The organism is Bifidobacterium platyrrhinorum, assembly GCF_010667645.1.
Classification (GTDB): Bacteria; Actinomycetota; Actinomycetes; order Actinomycetales; family Bifidobacteriaceae; genus Bifidobacterium; species Bifidobacterium platyrrhinorum.
Genome location: NZ_WHZV01000001.1, coordinates 612,697 through 632,433, shown reverse-complemented (window position 1 = coordinate 632,433; position 19,737 = coordinate 612,697). Strand labels below are relative to the sequence as shown.

Below are 19,737 nucleotides of genomic sequence, written 5' to 3'. Positions count from 1 at the left end.
CTGATATGAATTCCCAGCATCGTACGAACCGATCACGCAGCAACGACAAAGGGGAGTCGGTCTCGCCGGCGGCCCGCTACGCGGCCTTCCGGCAACGGCAGCGCAAGGAGGCGGGGGCCGCGGCGCGGTTCGCCCGCAGCCTGCCCTTCGACCTCGACGATTTCCAGACGAAGGCGAACGAGGCCCTCGAAGCCGGGCGCAACGTGCTCGTCGCCGCGCCGACGGGCGCCGGCAAGACCGTCGTCGCCGACTTCGCCGTCTTCCTTGCGCAGGAGCGCAACGTCAAGGCGTTCTACACCACGCCCATCAAGGCGTTGAGCAATCAGAAATACCATGACCTCGTCGACGTCTACGGCCCCGACAAGGTCGGTCTGCTCACCGGCGACACCTCCATCAATTCCGAGGCCGACATCGTCGTGATGACCACCGAGGTGTTGCGCAACATGCTCTATGAGCGCTCGGTCACGCTCGACGCGTTGCGCTACGTGATCCTCGACGAGGTGCACTACCTCGCCGATCGTTTCCGTGGGCCGGTCTGGGAGGAGGTCATCATCCACCTGCCCGAGCGGGTGCGCATCGTCGCGTTGTCCGCCACGGTGTCGAACGTGGAGGATTTCAGTGACTGGATCTCCTCGGTGCGCGGCGAGACCGAGCTCGTCGTCTCGGAACGTCGGCCGGTCCCGCTCGAACAGCATGTCATCGTGCAGAAGGACGATCGCACGGAACCGGAGATCATCGATCTCTACCAGCGCGACGGGCAGGGGCGTCAGACCACCAAGGTCAACGCCGAACTCGCCAACCGTCTCGACCAGTTCGACCGCATCGCGGCACGCCGGCAAGGCGAGGAACGGTCGCGCAAGCACGGCGGGAGGGGCCGAGGCCACGGCGGCGGCCCCAAGGGGCGCGGACGGGGCGGCGCGACCGCGCGCAAGCCGGAGCGCCATGTGCCCCGACGCTGGGCGGTCGTCGACGAGCTCAACTATCTGGACATGCTGCCCGGCATCTACTTCATCTTCTCGCGCAACGGATGCGACCAGGCCGTCGACCAGTGCCTCAACGCCGGTCTGGAACTCACCACCGAGGACGAGACCCGCAGGATCCGCGCCATCATCGACGAGATGGTGGACGGTCAGCTTTCCCAGGAGGATCTCAAGGCGCTGGGGTTCTCCCGCTTCAGGTTCGCGCTTGAAGAGGGGTTCGCGTCCCATCACGCCGGCATGATCGCCCTCTTCCGCCAGATCGTCGAACGTCTGTTTGAGGAAGGTCTGGTCAAGATGGTGTTCGCCACCGAGACGCTGGCGCTCGGCATCAACATGCCGGCGCGATGCGTCGTCGTGGAGAAGCTCGAGAAATTCAACGGCATCGGGCATGTCGCCCTGACGCCGGGGGAGTTCACCCAGCTGACCGGTCGCGCCGGTCGCCGCGGCATCGACACCATCGGCCACGCCATCGTCGTCGATCACCACGGGTTCGTGCCGGCCACGGCCGCGGCGTTGTCCAGCAAGCGTGTGTACCCGCTGCATTCCAGCTTCAAGGCCACGTTCAACATGGCCGTCAACCTGCTCAATTCCAGCGATTACGAGACCTCCCGCATCACGCTCGACCACTCGTTCGCCCAATGGGAGGCGAACGCCTCCGCCTGGCAGCTCGAATCGCAGATGGACACGCTCGGGCAGGCCATCAAAGGCTATGAGCAGGCGTTCGCATGCGACCATGGCGATTTCCGTGAATTCATGACCCTGCGCATGAGGTTGAGCGATCTGGAGAAGACGGAGCGCAACCGGCTCAAGCACACGGCGTTCCGCAGCGACGGCGAACGCTCCGCCGCGTTCCGCGACCTCGACCGGCGCATCGGGGAACTGCGCGGGCAGGAGCAGCGGCATCCATGCCGCGAATGCCCCGACCTGCAGCGGCACCTCAAGTGGGGGCATCGCTGGGTGCGTGAGATGCGCGAACTCGAACGCGTGCGCAACCGCTACGATTCGCGCACCGGATCGGTCGCACGCCAGTTCGACCGCATCTGCGACATCCTCACCGAACTCGGGTATCTCGAACGGAACGGGGAACGCGACCTCGTGCTCACCGAACGCGGGCAGCTGCTGCGGCGTTTGTACAGCGAACAGGATGTCGTGCTCGCCCAGGCGGCGCTTACGGGCGCGTTGGACCTGCTGCCGCCGGCGGGCCTCGCCGCCGTCCTTTCGTCACTGATCTATGAGGCCCGGCGCGGCGGCGGGGGAGAGCCTCGTTACTATCCCGGTTCGGTGCACGGCCCGATCGCCGTGGCGGCGGGCGAACTCAAGGCCATCCGCAACCAGGTCAGCGCGTTGTGCGAGGACCATGGCCTCGATCCGCTGCCCGATCTCGACGCGGGAATCCTCGACATCATGTACGAGTGGGCCGACGGCGACGACCTGTCCGCCGTGCTGCACGGCACCGAACTGACCGGCGGCGATTTCGTGCGCAACGCGAAGCGCCTCACCGACGTGCTGCATCAGATCGCCTCCGCGGAACCCTATCTGGGATCCGGCGGGGAATCCCTGGCACATCGCGCGCGTCTCGCCATGGACATGGTCAACCGTGGCGTCGTCGCCTATTCGGGAGTCGACTGAGTCCTCGTCGGTGCGTTCGTTGCGGCCTGGCCAGGGTTGCGCGCCGTCTCGTACCGCATCGCCAAACCGGAATACCGGCCACGTCCGAACTGTTGCGTAATGTGAATACGTCGAAAACCAAGGAGGAACCCACTTATGGCAGAACGCAGCCTGCGAGGCATGAGCATCGGCGCGAAGTCGCTGGAATCCGATGCGAACGTCGATTTCGCCGCACGAGAGGAAGTCGCCTACATCTGCCCGAACGGGCACCGCACGATTCTGCCGTTCGCCGAAGGCGCCGAGATCCCGGACGAGTGGGAGTGCCGCTGCGGTGCCACCGCGCATCGCGAGGGCGAGGACGCCGAATCCAACGAAATCGCCAAGCCGACCCGCACCCACTGGGACATGCTGCTTGAACGCCGCAGCGAGGAGGAACTCAAGGAGCTGCTCGAAAAGCGCCTCAAGATGCATCGCGAAGGCTGGATCCCCGACTACGAGTGACGGTGCCGACGCGCATTGCCGTGCGGACATCTGCGGGGATTCGCCTGATGCGCCCGTCCGCTTCCGTATGAACGCGTCCGTGCGTATGCGTGAACGACACATGAACATGATGCCCGGTCAACTCGGCCGGGCATAATACTATTCGTTGAAGGTGCATGCCGCCGGTCCGCGACGGACCGGGAACGACGTGCGCCGTATCGACGGCACGAGAGAACGACATCGCATTGGGGGAGTAACACCGATGGCCGAACACCCGAAGAACGTGGTCCTGCTTGATCTGGACGGGACGCTTACCGATTCCGCACCCGGCATTCTCGCCAGCGTCACCGAGACGTTCAAGGCGCTGGGCATGGCGGTGCCCGACGACGAGACGCTGCACCGTTTCGTCGGACCGGCCATCAGCACTTCGCTGAGGATCAACCACGTGCCCGAGGAACGTCTCGACGAAGCGGTGGAGATCTATCGTGATTTCTACGGCAACAGGAACGTGTTCGACGACCCGAACAATCCCGGCGAGAAGGTCTCCGGCTGCTATGTCAACAAGCTGTTCGACGGCATCGCCGAGCAGCTCATCGCCCTGCGTGACGAGGACGGGTATTATCTCGCCGTGGCCACCTGCAAGCCCGAATACCAGGCCAAGCCGATCTGCGACCGGTTCGGCGTCACGCCGCTGGTGTCCGGCATCTACGGCGCCAGCAAGGACAATTCGCGCATCAACAAGGACCAGGTGATCCGGTACTGCTTCGAGAACATCGGCTTCGACGCGGCGGCCGGCGACCGCGCGCTGATGGTCGGAGACCGTTGGACCGACGCCGACGGAGCCAAGGCCTGCGGACTCGACTGCCTGGGCTGCGGCTGGGGTTACGCCGAGCCCGGCGAACTCACGGAGCACGGTTGCTACCGCATCATCGACCAGGTATCCGAACTGCGCGCCGCCGTGAACGAATACTTCGCCAAGTGACGGATGATGCCGTGACGTTGTACGGCATTGCGCAGTGGTGATGACAACGATGGTTGTCATATGAGAATCGGCATGTCCTGAAAACAAGGACATGCCGATTTTTGTATGGCGATTGGATGTTGCCTCTGTAAAGACCATATTCCGCATGCGTCGGAAACCGTGTGACCATCGTGTGACCATGCCGGCCGTATATGACCGTATATAGCCGTATTTCACACGTTTCCCGATAATTGCCGGAACCCCCGGAGGCTTGGAATTCCAATGATTCCAGTACTCTCATGCCTACCGTGTGACAAATATCCGATAATGTACGTTATGTCAGAAAAGGGATGACGATCAATCCCCTTCCGGGTCATGGAGCAACGATTCCGTGTCCGAGCGCATGCCGTTCGCGTCTTTGCCGTCGCTCACTTCCGTGCCCGGCGCAACCGCGCATCCATCTCGCTCATCATCGCGCGACGCGCCTGCAGATACAGGCAGGACAATTGCACGAGAATCAGGATGACGACGACCGCCGCGGATGGCCACCCGTAGGCTGCATAGAAATCACGCACGTCCGGGTCGAATCCGCCGTCCGCGAACCAGGTGTACGCCAGATACGGCGCCAGCCCGAGCAATGCCGAAACGACATGCGCGATCGTCACCGGCCAGCTCACACGCGGCACACCGCCGGAATACCGGGACAACAGCCGCCCGCGTATCACGCACAATCCGATGATGTTCATGGACAGCACCACGTCGACGCACCATAGCAGTGCGGGCAGCATGTCGATCATAAGGCGTACTCCCCCTCGGTGTTCATATTCCCGTTCAGGCTTGATGTCGTTGCACCCGGCGCGCCTCGAGCCTGCGGCGCATACGCGCCGCGGTCAGATCGTCGATGGGACGTCCCGTGGAGCGTTTCGCCGGTGCCTTGGTCAGGTCCACGTAGTCCTCGTGTTCAAGCGCATCCCTGATCTGGTGCCATAGCGCCCCCACGGATACGGCGAACACGGCCTTGCCGTTCTGCAGGAGATCAAGCATCTGCTCGCTGGTCGTGCACTCATGGACATGCTGCCCATCACACATGATGGTGACATTCGCCAGCTGACCGGTGCCACGTTGCGTGAGGAACCCGATGGCGGCGGTCACGTTCTGCAGGTTCACCCCGGCGTCGAGCAGACGCTTGGACACGGCGAGAATCACCACGTCCTTGAATGAGTAGAGACGACGGGAGCCGGAGCCGTGCGAAGGGGTGATCGACGGCTCCACTATCTGTTTACGCGCCCAATAGTCGAGCTGACGGTAGGTGATGCCGGCGACCTTCGAGGCGACGGTCCCCCGATACCCTCGTTTGGCGCGCTCCTCGTCCCTCGATGCGAACAGTTCTCCCTGTACCGCGCCGTCGAAACCGGTGCGGGCGGCATCCATAGGGTCCGAGGAACGCACGGTCAGGTGCGGTCGGTGGTCGGTGTCGCTCATCGCCACTCCCCTTCTTGCCGTCGGTGACGTGACATCCGGACGGTACGTCACCGTTCTCGTGATCGCCGTGAGTCGCGCCGGCACCCTGACGAAGCGGGATGGACCCGCCGACGTGTCAGGCGATGACGGCGGACTTCGTGAAGAAGACGAGGCGGAACTTGCCGATCATGATTTCGTCGCCGTTCTTCAACGTGGCCTGGTCGACACGCTGGCGGTTCACGTAGGTGCCGTTCAGCGAACCGGCGTCGACGACGGTGAACACTCCCCCGACGCGGCGGAACACGGCGTGCGAACGCGACACCGTGGAGTCGTCGAGCAGGATGTCGGCGCGCGGGTCGCGGCCGACGGTCACCTCGTCCTCGTCGAGCAGATAGCGGGATCCCGACACCGCTCCTCGCGTGGAGATCAGCAGCGCCGTCCCGTCCGACAGACGGGCGATCGTGTCGAGGTCCTCCGTGGTGAGCGGACGGTCACCGGTGGCGGTGACGGGAATGGTGATTGCGGGCAGGCCGATGATGGTGGTTTCGCCTGCGCTGGGAATTGGTTCGGTCATAACTGCCTATCTTAGACCACGAATGGGAGGAAATGCGGGAACCCTTGGGATGATTGGGACGCCGTGGCCGAATAACCACGGCGAGAGGAGACCGGACGCTCCGCCCGCATCGTGGATGGCAGGAGTCATTCCACCGTTTTCGCGTATTTGTACTGCTTGGCGCCGCGCACGGCGTTGATGACGACGTCGTCGGACTGTTCGACGGTCACGCGCGAACCGTACATGACCTTCAGCCTGGACCCGATGCCTCCTGCGATGTTCACCGCGTTCTGCAGGTCACCGGGATTGCCGATGGCACGCACGACATACGGCGTGTCGAGCGTGATGCCGTCGCATTGGAGCTTGCCGTCGTCGCCTTTGACGATCGAGGTGGAGGTGACGACGCGCACGTTGCCGATCGAGATGACCTCGGCTCCGGCGTTGCGCAGTTCCTCGATGAGCGTGAACAGCGTGGCCGCGTCGATGTCCTGCTTCGAGCCCTTCGTGATGCGGATGACCACGCCTTGTCCCTGTGCGGGCAGACGCCCGGAGATGATGCCGCTGGTCTCCTCGTTCTGCTTGGCGATCTTCTCTGCCTGTTCACGCTGGTCGGCGGCCGCCTTGAGGCTTGTCAGCTGGCTGGTGAGTTCGCTTTTGCGTTGTTCGAGGTTGGACGCCTGCGTGCTGGTCTCGTTGATGAGGCGCACGAGTTCGTCCTCGCTCATCGTCTCGTAGGTGGACTGCGTGTTGTTGATCTGGGTCATGTAACCGAAGCCGAGCAGCGCGCACATGAGCACCACGAGCAGCGATGAGACGATCTTGGTCTTCACGCCCGAGTCGCCGATGACACGCTTGCCCGTGCCGCGCCTGCGCACCTGCGGGAACGAGCCCGTCTCGAGTCCGTCGTTGCGCTTCTCCGCCTCGTTGCGGGCCCTCATCTCGCTGAGGGTGTTCCCGCTTCCGTCCCGTCCGTTTCGTCTCGCCATGTCAGCCTCGGAAGATGAACCTGCGGATGGCGGACACGTTGGAGAAGATGCGGATGCCGAGCACGACGATGACGGCGGTCTGCAGCTGCGAGCCGACGCCCAGCTGGTTGCCGAGCAGCACGAGCAACGTGGCGGTGACCACATTGGCGAAGAACGAGATGATGAACACGCGATCGGAGAAACGACGTTCGAAATACGCGCGCGCCGCGCCGAGCAACGCGTCGAGGGCGGCGACGACCATGATCGGCAGGTACGGCTGGATCCATACGGGGATGTCCGGCTGGACGAACACGCCGACCACCACGCCGATGATCAGACCGAGCACTGCTGCCATCTACTTCACCTTCCTCGCGTAGCTGACGTCTCCGACTACGGCTGCTTCCAGTGTAATCGTCTTGTACTGCTTCACCTGCAGTGTGATGCCGGCGTCCTTGTAGGCATCGTAAAGGCTTCCCAGATTGTCCTGGTCGATGACCTTCGCCAGGGTGCGCCTGTCCCCTATTGCCTCGATGCGGTAGGGGCTTTCGACCGCGTCCAGCCCGATGAGGATGGTGCCGCCGGCCGTGCGGATGGATGTCTGGGATCCCAGACGATAGCCGTTGACGGCGATGGCTTCGGCCCCGGCACGCCACAGCAGGGAGACGAGTTGCTGCAGGTCGCCGTCGGTGACGACGCGCAGATGGTTGCCGGCGGTCTCGCGCGGCGTGGCGCCGGTGGAGGAATCGTTCGCCGCGGCCAGCGGGTTGGCCACGCTCAGCACGATGCCCTCCCCCTCCACCTTCACCTGTCCGCTCGCCATCTCGTCATTGCGCACGGTCTGCGTGGATCCGGTGATGTTGAGCCGTTTCGACTGCCTGTCGATCTGACGGCGCAATGCGCCGACCTCGCCGGTGAGCCTGTTCACCTCGGTCTGTGAGGATTCGAGTTCGGAGGCCAGGCTCGCCCGTACCTCCTTGCGCGGATCGGAGTGGAGTTGTTGCACGAACAGGCTGCCGAGGAACCCGACGCCGATGCATACGACGAAGCACACCACGCGGGTGGCCCACATGGCGACGGGCGATTCCTTGTGCGCGCCCAGGTTCGCGTCAAGATAGATGGGATCGAGCGGACGGTTGGTCAGATCGTCGATGAGACGCAGCGAGTCGTCCTGCCGCACCCGTTTGCGCCGTTCGCGTTCCGCCGCGGAGATCGTCGTACGCGCCGCATGGTGGGATATGAGACCCCGGTAGGCATGCGAGAACGCGGAACGGCGTCGGACGGACCGTCGTTCCGCGTTCTGCGCAGCTTCCACCGGATAGGATGCCGGTGCCGGGTCGCCGTGGGTCATACGCGCGCCTTCTCGCGGCGTTCCCGTTCGCGTTGCTCATGCCGCTGCGGCACCTCCCGGCGCAGGACGGTGATGCCCTGTCTGAAGTAGATGTAACCGGCGAGCCAGTACATCGCCACGCCCCAGATGCCGGTGGCCAACGCGGCCAGATGCAGCAGGAGGAACAGCGAACCGGAGCCGAGATCGGCGACGGTGAGAGCGACGATGGCCATCATGAGCAGCGCCGTGCCGGTCTTTCCCACGAAATGCACGGGAAGCGGACCATATCCATATTGGGCGAGCCACAGCACCTGAACGGCCATGAACAGATCACGCACACCGACCACGATAAGCATCCACCACGGGATGATTCCGGCCACGCCAAGAGCGATGATCGAGCAGAAGATGAGCAGACGATCGGCCAGAGGGTCGAGGATCTGGCCGATTTTGCTCACCTGGTTGAGTCTGCGGGCCAGAATGCCGTCCAGCCCGTCGGACAGGGACGACACCGCCAGCACGATCAACGCATTCACCATCTCGTGATTCGACATCAGCCATGCGATGAACGGGATCGAGACGATCCTGAACAGGCTGAGCAGGTTCGGGATGGTGAAATAGATGTCGCGGGGTTCCGGACTGTACGTGGATCTGGCGTTGCGGTCGGTCATGCTTCGGCTCGTCGTCATGCCTCAGATGCGGGACGCGGTCAGCGCGGTCACGATGATGCCGCGCGCGCCCACCTCGTACAGCTTGTCCATGAGCTGGTTGACCTTCGCCTTCGGCACCATGACACGCACCGCGTTCCACTGCTTGTCGTGCAGCGGGGAGATGGTGGGGCTTTCGAAGCCGGGGGTGACGGCCACGGCGGCGGCCACCTTGGACACGGGGATGTCGTAGTCCATGAGCACGTAGCGTTGCGCGGTGATCACGCCTTCGAGACGACGGCTGAGGATGGTCAGTCGTTCGTCCTTCTCGTCGAGACGCGGCGAGCGGATGAGGCACGCCTCGGAATGCATGATCGGGTCGGCGAAGATGCGCAGACCTGCGTTGCGCAGCGTGGTGCCGGTGGACACGACGTCGGCGATGAGGTCGGCGACGCCCAGCTGCACGGACGATTCGACCGCGCCGTCCAGGTGGATGGTCTCCGCGTTGATGCCGTGGTCGACGAGGTAGTCGTGCACGAGCTTGTCGAAGGAGGTGCCGACCCTCTTGCCGTCGATGTCCTCGAGCTTGGAGAAGGAGGATTCGTTCGGCGCGGCGAAACGGAACGTGGAGGCGCCGAAGCCGAGCGGCATATGCTCGAGCGCCGCGGTGCCGGAGTTCTTCAGCAGATCCTCGCCGGTGATGCCGCAGTCGATGGTGCCACGGCCGACGTACACGGCGATGTCGAGCGGCCGCAGGTAGAACAGTTCGATGTCGTTGTCCGGGTCCTCGACGACGAGCTGGCGCGAGTTGGTGCGCAGACGGTAGCCCGCCTCCGCCAGCATGTTCCAGGCGGGTTCGGACAGCATGCCCTTGTTGGGCACGGCGATTCTCAGCATGGTTTCCCCCTAATCGTTGTGCGGCGCGGCCTTTGGTGACCGCGCCGCGGTACGGGACGTCGCTTCGGACGTCACGTCACAGGTGCTTGTAGACGTCCTCGAGGCTCAGGCCGTGCTTGATCATCATGACCTGCACGTGGTAGAGCAGCTGGCTCATCTCCTCGGCGGTGCGGTCCGCGCCTTCGTACTCGGCGGCGATCCAGGTCTCGGAGGCCTCCTCGACGATCTTCTTGCCGATGAAATGGGTGCCCTTGTCGAGCTCGTCGACGGTCAGGGATCCTTCCGGACGGGTCTTGGCCTTCTCGCTCAGCTCGGCGAACAGCGATTCGAACGTCTTCATGTGTCTGTGATGCTTTCTTCTTGGTGTCGGAATGCGGAATCCCGCGGGAAACCCGTGCGCCTGCGCTCAGTCGCGGTACGCGGCGGCGGCCTTCTCGCGAATGGAGTCGATGGCGGCCGCGCGATCGTCGGCGCCGTACACGGCGGAGCCGGCCACGAGCACGTCGGCGCCGGCCTCGGCCACGATGTGCGCGGTCTTCGGGCTCACACCGCCGTCCACCTGGATCTTGGTGTCGAGGCCGCGGCGGGTGATCTCGTCGCGCAGGCGGCGGACCTTGGCCATCTGGTTGTCGAGGAACTTCTGGCCGCCGAAGCCGGGCTCGACGGTCATGATGAGGATCATGTCGAACTCGTCGAGGATGTCGAAGATCGGCTCGACCGGTTCGGCGGGGCGCACGGCGAAGCAGGCCTTGCAGCCCATGTCGCGCAGCTGGCGGGCCAGACGGACCGGCGCGTGGGTGGCGCCCATGTGGAAGGACACGGAGGCGGCGCCAAGGCGCGCGTACTCCGGGGCCCAACGGTCCGGGTCCTCGATCATGAGGTGCACGTCGACCGGCAGGTCGGTGACCTCGCAGATGCGCTTGACGATCGGCTCGCCGAGCGTGAGGTTCGGGACGAAGTGGTGGTCCATCACGTCGACGTGGACCAGGTCGGCGTCGGCGATGGCCTTGAGGTCGCGCTCGAGGTTGCAGAAGTCGGCGGACAGGATGCTGGGGGCGATTTCAATCTTCTTCATGGTTCCATACCTTATCTATCAAATGGGACTATGGGCGGTGCCCGGGTGCGTTGCGGCGAATGTTCAGTCGCCGTTCTTCGCGCGTTCGCCGTCGTGGTCGTTCCCGGACTGCGCCTGCCGTTCGAGCTCGTCGGCGGTGACCGCGGTCAGACGGGCGGCGAGCGTCGACGTCTCCTGGCCGACGCGGTGAAGGACGACGAAGAGGATGCATCCGGCGGTGAACACGAGGATGGCGGTCCACACGTTGGTCCTGAGACCCAGAATCACGGTGGAGTAGTTGATGCGCACGTTCTCGATCCAGGTGCGGCCCAGGCCGTACCAGATCATGTACATGGCGAACTGCTGGCCCGCCCTGAGACGCGCGGCGAGCCTGCGGCCGAGCCAGACGATGAGCGCCGCGCCGATGAGGTTCCAGATCATCTCATACAGGAAGGTGGGGTGGAACAGCGTGCCGGACGGGCATGCGGAGCCCTGGTAGCACACCTCGGTGCGGCCGATTGCGTCGGACGAGTCGTTGAGCTTCAACCCCCATGGCAGATTCGTGGGCCAGCCGAACAGCTCCTGATTGAACCAGTTGCCGAGACGTCCGATGGCCTGGGCGACGAGGAGCCCCGGGGCGAGGCAGTCGGCGAGCAGGGCGAACGGGTACCGCTTGTGACGGCACCACAGGAACGCGGCCAGCGCGCCCACGCCGATGCCGCCGAAGATGGCCATGCCGCCTTCCCACACCTTGACGATGTCGGCGGGATCGCCGGTGGGCGGGAAATACGCGGCCGGCGTGGTGATCACGTGGTACAGGCGCGCGCCCACCAGCCCGGAGGGCACGGCCACCAGCGTGGTGTCGAGCACCTGGTCGAAGGTGCCGCCGACGCGCTTCCAGCGGCGGGTGAGGATCCATACGGCGAAGCAGACGCCGATGAGGATGCATATCGCGTACATGCGGATGGTCACCGGGCCGATCTGGAACTTCGAGAACGTCGGTGAGGGAATATATGCGAGATTCATGCTTTCATCCTACGCAGGGTCCGGTCCGCGGCCCGCTCTCCGCCGGAAGCGGCGGGAAACGTGTCCGCGACGGGCCGGACCCGGTATCGGAACCGTCAGGCGCGTGCGCCGTGGATGCCGGCGGCCAGTTCCTCGCTCTTCGCGGCGAGCAGCTTCAGCCCCTCGGCGGTGTCGCGGGCGGTCCGGTTGTCGTCGGCGAGCAACGTGTGCACGAGCGCGGAGCCGACGATCACGCCGTCCGCGTAGGCGCCGACCTTCGCGCCCTGTTCCGCGGTGGACACGCCGATGCCGACGCACACGTTCTTTGCGCCGGCCTTGCGGGTGCGTTCGACGAGCGTTTCGGGGGACGCGTCGATGCTCGCGCGTTCGCCGGTGACGCCCATGCGGGCGGCCGCGTAGACGAAGCCGCGCGCGTTCCTCGCGACGACTTCGAGACGCTCGTCGGCGGAATCCGGGGAGACCAGGAAGATGCGGTCGAGGCCGTGGCGGTCGGAGGCCTCGATCCACTCCCCCGCCTCGTCCGGGATGAGATCCGGGGTGATCAGGCCGGCGCCGCCGGCGTTCTCGAAGTCGCGGGCGAACCGTTCGACGCCGTAATGGTAGATGAGGTTCCAGTAGCTCATGACGAGCGGCACGCCGCCCGCATTCGCCACGGTCTCCACGGCCTCGAAGACGCGTCGGATGGTCTCGCCGTTGTTCAGGGCGATGGAGGATGCGGCCTGGATGACCGGGCCGTCCATGACCGGGTCGGAGTACGGCAGGCCGATCTCGACCGCGTCGACGCCGTGCTCGACCATCGTGCGGAAGGCGTCGAGCGAGACCTCGGGGTTCGGGAAGCCGTACGGCAGGTAGCCGATGAAGGCCGGCTTGTTCTCCGCCTTGAACTTCGCGAACATGGCTTCGGTGGGGCTGGGCCTGTGGCTGATGCCCAACGGCTGGCCGGAGGGTGTGGTTGCAACGTTTGTCATATCGAAAATCTCCTCTGTGTCCGATTCCGATTCCGCTCAGGCGACGGTGTTCCCGTGCGCGCCGGTCACCTCGAGCGCCTTGGCCTGGTCGTCGGTCAGATAGCCGAACCACTTGCCGGCGGTGGCCATGTCCTTGTCGCCGCGGCCGGAGATGTTGATGACCATCACGGCCTTGTCGTAGCCCTTGGCCTTGAGGTCGGCGGCGGCCTTGTACGCGCCGGCGACCGCGTGCGAGCTTTCGATGGCGGGGATGATGCCCTCGGTCTGGCTCAGGTCGCGGAACGCGTTCATCGCCTCCTCGTCGGTGGCCCAGCTGTAGTTGACGCGGCCGATGTCCTTGAGCCACGCGTGCTCCGGGCCGACGGACGCATAGTCGAGGCCGGCGGAGATGGAGTACGTGTCGAGCGTCTGGCCCTCATCGGTCTCCAGCAGGTAGCTCTTGGCGCCCTGGAACATGCCGAGCTGTCCGGTGCCCGGCGCGAAGCGGATGGCGTGTTTGCCGGATTCGGGGCCGTTGCCGCCCGCCTCGTAGCCGTACAGGTTGACGCGTTCGTCGTCGAGGAACGCGTTCATCACGCCGATGGCGTTGGAACCGCCGCCCACGCACGCGCAGATCGCGTCCGGATGGTCGATGCCATACCAGTCCTTGAGCTGCTGCTTGGCCTCCTCGCCGATGATCTTCTGGAAGTCGCGCACCATTTCGGGGAACGGGTGCGGGCCCGCGACCGTGCCGAGCAGGTAGTGCGTGTCCTTGACGTTGGTGACCCAGTCGCGCAGCGCCTCGTTGATGGCGTCCTTGAGGATCCTGTCGCCGAGCGTGACCTCGACGACCTCGGCGCCGAGCATGCGCATGCGCGCCACGTTGAGGGCCTGGCGGCGGGCGTCGATCTGGCCCATGTAGATACGGCACTTGAGGCCGAGCATCGCGCACACGGTGGCGGTGGCCACGCCGTGCTGTCCGGCGCCGGTCTCCGCGATCACGCGGGTCTTGCCCATACGCTTGACGAGCAGCGCCTGGCCGAGCGCGTTGTTGATCTTGTGCGCGCCGGTGTGGTTGAGGTCCTCGCGCTTGAGGAAGACGCGGGCGTCAAGCCCGGTCTTCTCCGCGATGAGCTTCGCGAATCGCGGCGCCTCGGTCAGCGGCGAGGGACGGCCCACATAGCGCTGCTGCAGGGTCATGAACTCCTTGTGGAATTCGGGGTCCTGCTTGGCCTCATCGTAGACGCGCTCCAGCTCGTCGAGGGCGGTGATGAGCGCCTCGGGCACGTATCGGCCGCCGAACTGGCCCCAGTACGGACCGTGATGCTCGCTCAGCGGGGTGGTTTCTGATGCTTTCACTCTTGCTCCTGCCTTCACTAGTCGTTCAACCGCAAGTTCATGGTCGTCCGCCGTGGCGACGCCCTCGCCCACCAGCACCGCGTCGGCGCCGGCACGGCCGTAGTCCTCGACCTCGACTGCGCCGAACACGCCGGATTCGGCGACGCGGATCACGTCGTGGGGCAGATCGTCGGCCAGTTCGGCGTACTTGTTGACGTCGACCCTGAGGTTCTTCAGGTTGCGCGCGTTGATGCCGATGACCTTCGCGCCGGCGGCTATGGCTCGTTCGATCTCCTCGCGTGTGTGCGTCTCGACGAGCACGGTCATGCCGAGTTCATGCGCCAGATCGAGCAGGTGCTTCAGCTTCGTGTCGTCCAACGCGGCGACGATGAGCAGCACCAGGTCGGCGCCGTGGGCGCGTGCCTCGAGGATCTGGTAGTCGGTGACGATGAAGTCCTTGCGCAGCACCGGGATATGCACGGCGGCGCGCACCTTGTCCAGATCGTCGAGGGACCCAAGGAACCGGCGGCCTTCGGTGAGTACGGAGATGGCGCTTGCGCCGCCCCTCTCGTATTCCCGGGCCAGCGCGGCCGGGTCGGGAATGTCGCTCAGATGGCCCTTGGACGGGGAGGCGCGCTTGATCTCGGCGATCACCGGGATGCCGTCGGCGCGCTTGAGCCATCGCTTCGCGTCGATCGGGGCCGGGGCCGCCAGGGCGGCCTTCCTCACGTCCTCCAACGACACGGTGCGCTCACGGGCCTGCTGGTCCTCCAATGCGCCCGCAACCAATTCGTCCAGTACCGACATGGTCCTCCCTTGAGTATCTGAAGTCCGACCATGCGCCACCATAGGCCACCCGTGTCCGCCACCGGCCTACGCGTCCTACATTCCGGGCATGCGGACGGGAACGCAAGGATGAAGGCGAGCCCGGTTCGCTTGTCCGACCCGACCGCCTCACTTTCGCCTTACCGTAGGAATCGCAGGATGATGGCGACGATCGCCGCGAACCGCATCCCCGTCGCCGTGCTCATGCTCACGGCCGCCGCCGAGATCGGCGACCGGGTCAGCGGGCTCGATTTGGGTGTCGACGACTATCTGACCAAACCGTTCGCCTATCCGGAGCTGCTCGCCCGCATCCGGGCGTTGCGACGCCGGACGGGCGGTGGATCGGATGGCGATGGCACCGTGCTCACCCGTGGCGGCATCACGCTGGACATGGCGAAGCGACTCGTCTTCGTCGGCTCCGGGCGTGCTCCAGCTGATCTGACTCCCAAGGAGCACGGTGTCCTGGTCGAGCTCATGCTCGCGGGCGGCGGTTACGTGAGCACGGAGTCCCTTCACGACGCCGTATGGGATGACCCTGCGACCGCATCCACGGCGGCCGACCTCGTCAAAACCACCGCCTACTCGCTGCGCCGCAAACTCGGCGACCGTGACGCGGTCGTTTCGATGCGCGGGAAAGGATATCGATTGCGATGAACGACAACGACACCAGCCAGACAAGCATCTCCCCCATGGACGTCGAAGAACCACATGGGGAATCCCGTTCCCGTTCATGGGCGGAGCGGCTGCGTCCGCACACGTTCCGCGCGCGGATCACCCTCGCCGTGGTGCTCATCGTCATCGCGATGATGGCCGCACTGATCGTCACGCAGAACCTCATCGTTTCCCATACCGCACAACGCGACGGCGGGGACATCGTGATGTGCATGAACATGGACGGCACCATGACGGTGACCAACCGTCGGTGTGCCGCGCGCTCGCCGCGAACCGACGTGGCGCGAGACTCGTCGACGCGCTGCTCACCCTGTCGCGCATCCAGAGCGGCGCCTATGCGCGCACCGGCGAAAACGAATCCTCGTTTAGGGCCGGTGACGGAACTGCCGACGTCATGTCCTGTCTGCATGATGCCATCGACCGGTCGACCGAAGACGCGGACGATCGAGGCGTCACGGTGACAATTGCCGATTCGGATGAATTCCGTGTCACGGCGAATCCGGCATTGCTGTCGCTGGCGGTCGACAACCTCGTGCGCAATGCGGTCGTGCACAACGTCGACGGCGGTTCGGTCACGATTGAGACCGGAAACGATGGTGACGGCACGCTGCATCTCGTCATCGAGAACACCACCGACGGGACGATTCCGGACGACCTCGGCGAGCTGGTCCAGCCGTTCCATCGTGGGACGGATTCGCGCATCAGCGCCGCGGACGGCGTCGGATTGGGACTGTCCATCGCCGATGCGGCGTGCAATGCCATGGGCGCGGAACTCCGGTTGTCGCGTACCGATGACGGAGGCTTCCGCGCGACGATCGTCGGACTGCATACGGTGTAACGGCATCCGTATATGAACAGGCCTAGGGGCGTTCGTCGGCCGCGGTTCAGCGTCGTCGCGGGGACGGCCGGTGAACGCCCCTAGGCCGTATCGATGGGAATGCCCGTTTCAGGCGAGCGACGCTCCCAGCTTCCTGATCCCGTCGAGCTGCTTGGCGGCGGCCTCGCGCTTGGCGGGATCGTCGTCGCCCATGGAGAGGTTGTCGACGTAGACGATCTCGACGTCCTTGACGCCGCAGTACTTCATGAACGTCTGACGGCGGATCTGGTTGTCCAACGCCTCGCCGACGCCGTCGGACCTGTACCACGATTCCGGGCCGCCGGTAAGCATGATGACGCGCACCGTCTTGCCGGCCAAGGCGCCCGGGGTGCCGTCGGCGTTGTAGGCGAATCCGCGGCAGATGACACGGTCGAACAGGCCCTTGACCATGGCGGGCATCGTGTACCAGTAGACGGGGAAGACGAGCGCGATCACGTCCGCCTCGGCGAGACGGGTCTGGATGGCGGCCACATCCTCGGGCATGTCGGCCTTGCCGAGGTAGTGCGCGCGGTCGGCGGTCGTGTAGACGGGGTTGAACCCGGCCTCGTACAGGTCGAGGGTCTCGGCGTCGCCGCCCTTCGTGCGGAAGCCTTCGGCGAAGGCCCTGCCGGCCGCGTTGGTGAGGCTGTTGTGTTCGGGATTGGAGGTGATGACCAGTGCTGTGCTCATGGCTCCCATTGTGCACCGGGAATCCGCGGAACCGGGCCGTCCGTTCCATATGCGGCGCGTCTTGCGATGCGCCGCATATGATCATTGCGCCGCGACGACCGTGCGCGCGCCGAGCGGATCCTTCAATTCGATCATCATCGAATAGGCCACCGCCTGCAGCGTGCAGGCGTCCGGTGCGTCCGGCACCAGCCCTTGGACGAGGGTGACGGTGACCGTGTCGGCGGTTTCCTTCGCCGTCGCCTGGTATCCCTGGCATGCGGGCGTACCGCCGGTGAAGAAGATGCGTATATGGTGTTCGTCCACCACGGAATAGCTGGTGAACGACATGACCACGGTGTGGGTGAGCGAACGGGCCGGTTCGAGATCCTCGCGTGATGAGGCATGCGGATCATCGACCTCCTGCGGGTGGGAGGCGTCTTCGCCGTATTGGTTCCATGGATCGTGTGACTGGGTGTCGGTGTCCGTCCGGGCCTTTCCCTTCGGTTCCGTCGTCCGCGAAGACGATGGGCCGTTCGCTGCGGCGGAATCCGTCGTGCCGGAGGAAGGAGGTACGCCACAGGCGCCCAGCAGCGTCGCGCACATCGCCATGGCGATGAACGGTGTGACGGCGCGTGCGGATATCTGCTTGATGGTGCTTCGGCCGCAACCCATGGACCATTCCGGTCCATGGGTCGAATGACGTGACGGGAGATCGTGCGACGTGCGATCATCCTCGTTCCGGTACATCATCGTCACCCCTTCCGTTCCTCACCTCATCATACCGGTGACGGCCGCACGGGATGTCGGTAGAATCGGAGCGTTCAACCCGACAAGAAAGGAAACATCATGGAACGGGCGATCATGACCTCCGAGTCGTTCCTGCGGCAACCGTCCGACGAGGCGACGGAGGAGGACCTGCCGGTGGCGGCGGATCTCGCGGATACGCTGGCCGCGCATGCGGACTCGTGCGTCGGCATGGCCGCGAACATGATCGGCGTGTCCAAGCGGATCATCGTGTTCCATGACGAGGCTACCGGCCGGAACATGACGATGTTCAACCCGGTCGTCACGGCGAAGTCGGGCCGCTACGAGACCGAGGAGGGATGCCTGTCCCTCAAGGGCGTGCGGCCGGCGGTCCGCTACGAACGCATCACCGTCACATACCGCACGCGGCGCTGGCGCGAGGCGACCGCGACGTTCGACGGGTTCACCGCCGAGATCATCCAGCACGAGATCGACCACTGCGACGGCATCCTCGTCTGATGTCAAGGCCCGAATGACGGGCGGCCATGTCATTGTCATTCGGATCATGTCCCGGGAGCGGACAACAGGCTATGGATTATGCCTATAGCATTCGCGGCCCGGGCTCATCATGTCGACGGCATAATAAGAGGACCGCCGGCGACGACGGACCGTCCGGCGACGATGGGAAGGACGCACCATGACGGACAAGCGTGTGAAGGTGGGAAACAGCGACCTGGAGGTGTTTCCGCTCGTGCTGGGCGGCAACACGTTCGGCTGGACGAGCGACGAGGCGACCAGCCGCAGGGTGCTCGACGAATACGTGGAGGTCGGAGGCAACTTCATCGACACGGCCGACGTGTATTCGGCGTGGGCGCCGGGCAACGCCGGCGGCGAATCCGAGATCATCCTCGGCCGTTGGCTCGCCGTACGCGGCAATCGCAGCAAGGTGATTGTCGCCACGAAGGTGAGCGAGCATCCGCAGTACAAGGGGCTCTCGCACGACAACGTGATCGCCGCGGCCGACGAGTCGTTGCTGCGTCTCGGCGTCGACGAGATCGACCTGTACTATGCACACTTCGACGACAAGGCGACGCCGCTCGAGGAGACGGCGGCGGCGTTCGACGAGCTTGTCAAGGCTGGCAAGATCCGCGCGATCGGCCTGTCCAACTACACGGCGGACCGCATCGAGGAGTGGTTCCGCATCGCACGCGAACACGGCTACGCGCTGCCGGTCGCGTTGGAGCCGCACTACAACCTCGTCACGCGCGGCGGCTACGAACGCACGCTCGCGCCCCTCGCCGCACGCGAGAGCCTTGCCGTGTTCCCCTACTTCTCGTTGGCCGCCGGATTCCTCACCGGCAAGTACCGTTCCGCCGCCGACGCGGAGGGCAAGGCGCGTCAGGGCATGGTCGCCGACTATCTCACCGCCGACGGCTTCGCGCTGGTCGACGCGTTGGACGAGGTCGCCAAGGCGCACGGCGTGGCGATCGCCACGGTCGCGCTCGCCTGGCTGCGCCACCGCCCGCAGGTCGCCGGCCCGATCGCCTCGGCGCGCACGCCCGAACAGCTGCCCGCGCTCCTCGCCTCCGTGGACCTCGACCTCACGGCCGACGAGATCGCCGCGCTCGACAAGGCGTCCGAACCGTTTACGAAGTGACGGCACACGTCGGCTTCCCGACCCCATGGCGAGGCGGGACGACCGCACGGAACCATAAGGCGGGTCGCCTTCC

At 65.0% G+C, this 19,737-nt stretch carries 23 protein-coding genes; 8 read left to right on the top strand and 15 right to left on the bottom strand.

Going from position 1 to position 19,737, the window contains the following annotated elements; all coding sequences use genetic code 11:
• Nucleotides 1-5: 5 nt before the first annotated feature.
• The 3 genes from GFD21_RS02680 to GFD21_RS02670 all read left to right on the top strand — a co-directional run bounded on the left by GFD21_RS02680 (nucleotide 6) and on the right by GFD21_RS02670 (nucleotide 4,050).
• Nucleotides 6-2,609 (top strand): DEAD/DEAH box helicase, encoded by a 2,604-nt coding sequence (locus GFD21_RS02680; protein WP_163196370.1) that lies wholly within the window; start codon nucleotides 6-8, stop codon nucleotides 2,607-2,609.
• Between the two features lie 135 nt (nucleotides 2,610-2,744).
• Nucleotides 2,745-3,089 (top strand): RNA polymerase-binding protein RbpA, encoded by a 345-nt coding sequence (locus tag GFD21_RS02675; protein WP_163196369.1) that lies wholly within the window; start codon nucleotides 2,745-2,747, stop codon nucleotides 3,087-3,089.
• A 241-nt stretch (nucleotides 3,090-3,330) separates the two neighbouring features.
• The gene (locus GFD21_RS02670; protein ID WP_163196368.1) at nucleotides 3,331-4,050 is read left to right on the top strand and encodes an HAD hydrolase-like protein; all 720 of its coding nucleotides are present in this window, start codon (nucleotides 3,331-3,333) and stop codon (nucleotides 4,048-4,050) included.
• A gap of 407 nt (nucleotides 4,051-4,457) precedes the next feature.
• On the opposite strand, the gene GFD21_RS02665 is transcribed toward GFD21_RS02670, so the two are convergent.
• The 13 genes from GFD21_RS02665 to GFD21_RS02605 form a co-directional block, all read right to left on the bottom strand.
• Nucleotides 4,458-4,826 carry a hypothetical protein gene (locus GFD21_RS02665; RefSeq protein ID WP_163196367.1) on the bottom strand — a complete coding sequence of 123 codons (369 nt, stop codon included), beginning with the start codon at nucleotides 4,824-4,826 and terminating at the stop codon, nucleotides 4,458-4,460.
• Between the two features lie 34 nt (nucleotides 4,827-4,860).
• Nucleotides 4,861-5,460, bottom strand: coding sequence for a MerR family transcriptional regulator (locus GFD21_RS02660; RefSeq protein WP_163196541.1), 600 nt, complete (start codon nucleotides 5,458-5,460; stop codon nucleotides 4,861-4,863).
• 166 nt (nucleotides 5,461-5,626) lie between these two features.
• Nucleotides 5,627-6,064, bottom strand: a complete 438-nt coding sequence (locus GFD21_RS02655; protein WP_163196366.1) for an FHA domain-containing protein — start codon at nucleotides 6,062-6,064, stop codon at nucleotides 5,627-5,629.
• Nucleotides 6,065-6,189: 125 nt separating this feature from the next.
• The gene (locus GFD21_RS02650) at nucleotides 6,190-7,029 is read right to left on the bottom strand and encodes a DUF881 domain-containing protein (RefSeq protein WP_163196365.1); all 840 of its coding nucleotides are present in this window, start codon (nucleotides 7,027-7,029) and stop codon (nucleotides 6,190-6,192) included.
• A 1-nt stretch (nucleotide 7,030) separates the two neighbouring features.
• On the bottom strand, nucleotides 7,031-7,363 hold the full coding sequence (locus tag GFD21_RS02645) for a small basic family protein (RefSeq protein ID WP_163196364.1): 333 nt from the start codon (nucleotides 7,361-7,363) through the stop codon (nucleotides 7,031-7,033).
• Nucleotides 7,364-8,356, bottom strand: coding sequence for a DUF881 domain-containing protein (locus tag GFD21_RS02640; RefSeq protein ID WP_163196363.1), 993 nt, complete (start codon nucleotides 8,354-8,356; stop codon nucleotides 7,364-7,366).
• Nucleotides 8,353-9,003 (bottom strand): CDP-alcohol phosphatidyltransferase family protein, encoded by a 651-nt coding sequence (locus GFD21_RS02635; protein ID WP_163196362.1) that lies wholly within the window; start codon nucleotides 9,001-9,003, stop codon nucleotides 8,353-8,355. Before GFD21_RS02635 ends, GFD21_RS02640 begins: the two co-directional genes overlap by 4 nt.
• A gap of 21 nt (nucleotides 9,004-9,024) precedes the next feature.
• Nucleotides 9,025-9,876 (bottom strand): ATP phosphoribosyltransferase, encoded by an 852-nt coding sequence (gene hisG / locus GFD21_RS02630; RefSeq protein ID WP_163196361.1) that lies wholly within the window; start codon nucleotides 9,874-9,876, stop codon nucleotides 9,025-9,027.
• A 76-nt stretch (nucleotides 9,877-9,952) separates the two neighbouring features.
• Nucleotides 9,953-10,216, bottom strand: coding sequence for a phosphoribosyl-ATP diphosphatase (locus GFD21_RS02625; RefSeq protein WP_034528235.1), 264 nt, complete (start codon nucleotides 10,214-10,216; stop codon nucleotides 9,953-9,955).
• Between the two features lie 66 nt (nucleotides 10,217-10,282).
• Nucleotides 10,283-10,951 (bottom strand): ribulose-phosphate 3-epimerase, encoded by a 669-nt coding sequence (gene rpe / locus GFD21_RS02620; RefSeq protein ID WP_163196360.1) that lies wholly within the window; start codon nucleotides 10,949-10,951, stop codon nucleotides 10,283-10,285.
• Between the two features lie 63 nt (nucleotides 10,952-11,014).
• The gene (gene lgt, locus GFD21_RS02615) at nucleotides 11,015-11,956 is read right to left on the bottom strand and encodes a prolipoprotein diacylglyceryl transferase (RefSeq protein WP_163196359.1); all 942 of its coding nucleotides are present in this window, start codon (nucleotides 11,954-11,956) and stop codon (nucleotides 11,015-11,017) included.
• Between the two features lie 95 nt (nucleotides 11,957-12,051).
• A complete protein-coding gene (gene trpA, locus GFD21_RS02610) occupies nucleotides 12,052-12,924 on the bottom strand; it encodes a tryptophan synthase subunit alpha (RefSeq protein WP_163196358.1) in 873 nt (290 codons plus the stop codon).
• A gap of 36 nt (nucleotides 12,925-12,960) precedes the next feature.
• Nucleotides 12,961-15,048: a bifunctional indole-3-glycerol phosphate synthase/tryptophan synthase subunit beta gene (locus GFD21_RS02605; RefSeq protein WP_163196357.1), complete on the bottom strand. Its 2,088-nt coding sequence runs from the start codon at nucleotides 15,046-15,048 to the stop codon at nucleotides 12,961-12,963.
• A gap of 177 nt (nucleotides 15,049-15,225) precedes the next feature.
• Here GFD21_RS02605 and GFD21_RS02600 point away from each other — a divergent pair, with 177 nt between their 5' ends.
• From GFD21_RS02600 to GFD21_RS02590, 3 genes are read left to right on the top strand one after another with little or no spacing between them, the layout of a single operon-like run.
• Nucleotides 15,226-15,720: a winged helix-turn-helix domain-containing protein gene (locus GFD21_RS02600; RefSeq protein WP_225431546.1), complete on the top strand. Its 495-nt coding sequence runs from the start codon at nucleotides 15,226-15,228 to the stop codon at nucleotides 15,718-15,720.
• Complete coding sequence (locus tag GFD21_RS02595) at nucleotides 15,717-16,199, top strand: hypothetical protein (RefSeq protein ID WP_163196355.1); 483 nt, start codon at nucleotides 15,717-15,719, stop codon at nucleotides 16,197-16,199. Before GFD21_RS02600 ends, GFD21_RS02595 begins: the two co-directional genes overlap by 4 nt.
• A complete protein-coding gene (locus GFD21_RS02590; RefSeq protein WP_163196354.1) occupies nucleotides 16,196-16,576 on the top strand; it encodes a sensor histidine kinase in 381 nt (126 codons plus the stop codon). Before GFD21_RS02595 ends, GFD21_RS02590 begins: the two co-directional genes overlap by 4 nt.
• 108 nt (nucleotides 16,577-16,684) lie before the next feature.
• Here the strand turns inward: GFD21_RS02590 and GFD21_RS02585 are convergent, their stop codons facing one another.
• Complete coding sequence (locus GFD21_RS02585; RefSeq protein ID WP_163196353.1) at nucleotides 16,685-17,284, bottom strand: NAD(P)H-dependent oxidoreductase; 600 nt, start codon at nucleotides 17,282-17,284, stop codon at nucleotides 16,685-16,687.
• Between the two features lie 81 nt (nucleotides 17,285-17,365).
• Nucleotides 17,366-18,019, bottom strand: coding sequence for a hypothetical protein (locus GFD21_RS02580; RefSeq protein ID WP_163196352.1), 654 nt, complete (start codon nucleotides 18,017-18,019; stop codon nucleotides 17,366-17,368).
• A gap of 90 nt (nucleotides 18,020-18,109) precedes the next feature.
• Here GFD21_RS02580 and GFD21_RS02575 point away from each other — a divergent pair, with 90 nt between their 5' ends.
• Nucleotides 18,110-18,526, top strand: coding sequence for a peptide deformylase (locus tag GFD21_RS02575; protein ID WP_163196351.1), 417 nt, complete (start codon nucleotides 18,110-18,112; stop codon nucleotides 18,524-18,526).
• A gap of 178 nt (nucleotides 18,527-18,704) precedes the next feature.
• Entirely contained in the window at nucleotides 18,705-19,664 is a 960-nt protein-coding gene (locus GFD21_RS02570; RefSeq protein WP_163196350.1) for an aldo/keto reductase, read from the top strand.
• Nucleotides 19,665-19,737: the final 73 nt, after the last annotated feature.

Coding starts and splice junctions, on each gene's coding strand:
- GFD21_RS02675 (WP_163196369.1), top strand. CDS start 2,745: ATGGCAGAACGCAGCCTGCGAGGCATGAGCATCGGCGCGAAGTCGCTG.
- GFD21_RS02680 (WP_163196370.1), top strand. CDS start 6: ATGAATTCCCAGCATCGTACGAACCGATCACGCAGCAACGACAAAGGG.
- lgt (WP_163196359.1), bottom strand. CDS start 11,956: ATGAATCTCGCATATATTCCCTCACCGACGTTCTCGAAGTTCCAGATC.
- GFD21_RS02650 (WP_163196365.1), bottom strand. CDS start 7,029: ATGGCGAGACGAAACGGACGGGACGGAAGCGGGAACACCCTCAGCGAG.
- GFD21_RS02635 (WP_163196362.1), bottom strand. CDS start 9,003: ATGACCGACCGCAACGCCAGATCCACGTACAGTCCGGAACCCCGCGAC.
- GFD21_RS02585 (WP_163196353.1), bottom strand. CDS start 17,284: ATGAGCACAGCACTGGTCATCACCTCCAATCCCGAACACAACAGCCTC.
- rpe (WP_163196360.1), bottom strand. CDS start 10,951: ATGAAGAAGATTGAAATCGCCCCCAGCATCCTGTCCGCCGACTTCTGC.
- GFD21_RS02570 (WP_163196350.1), top strand. CDS start 18,705: ATGACGGACAAGCGTGTGAAGGTGGGAAACAGCGACCTGGAGGTGTTT.
- GFD21_RS02660 (WP_163196541.1), bottom strand. CDS start 5,460: ATGGATGCCGCCCGCACCGGTTTCGACGGCGCGGTACAGGGAGAACTG.
- GFD21_RS02600 (WP_225431546.1), top strand. CDS start 15,226: ATGATGGCGACGATCGCCGCGAACCGCATCCCCGTCGCCGTGCTCATG.
- GFD21_RS02605 (WP_163196357.1), bottom strand. CDS start 15,048: ATGTCGGTACTGGACGAATTGGTTGCGGGCGCATTGGAGGACCAGCAG.
- GFD21_RS02670 (WP_163196368.1), top strand. CDS start 3,331: ATGGCCGAACACCCGAAGAACGTGGTCCTGCTTGATCTGGACGGGACG.
- GFD21_RS02575 (WP_163196351.1), top strand. CDS start 18,110: ATGGAACGGGCGATCATGACCTCCGAGTCGTTCCTGCGGCAACCGTCC.
- GFD21_RS02640 (WP_163196363.1), bottom strand. CDS start 8,356: ATGACCCACGGCGACCCGGCACCGGCATCCTATCCGGTGGAAGCTGCG.
- hisG (WP_163196361.1), bottom strand. CDS start 9,876: ATGCTGAGAATCGCCGTGCCCAACAAGGGCATGCTGTCCGAACCCGCC.
- GFD21_RS02645 (WP_163196364.1), bottom strand. CDS start 7,363: ATGGCAGCAGTGCTCGGTCTGATCATCGGCGTGGTGGTCGGCGTGTTC.
- trpA (WP_163196358.1), bottom strand. CDS start 12,924: ATGACAAACGTTGCAACCACACCCTCCGGCCAGCCGTTGGGCATCAGC.
- GFD21_RS02625 (WP_034528235.1), bottom strand. CDS start 10,216: ATGAAGACGTTCGAATCGCTGTTCGCCGAGCTGAGCGAGAAGGCCAAG.
- GFD21_RS02665 (WP_163196367.1), bottom strand. CDS start 4,826: ATGATCGACATGCTGCCCGCACTGCTATGGTGCGTCGACGTGGTGCTG.
- GFD21_RS02595 (WP_163196355.1), top strand. CDS start 15,717: ATGAACGACAACGACACCAGCCAGACAAGCATCTCCCCCATGGACGTC.
- GFD21_RS02655 (WP_163196366.1), bottom strand. CDS start 6,064: ATGACCGAACCAATTCCCAGCGCAGGCGAAACCACCATCATCGGCCTG.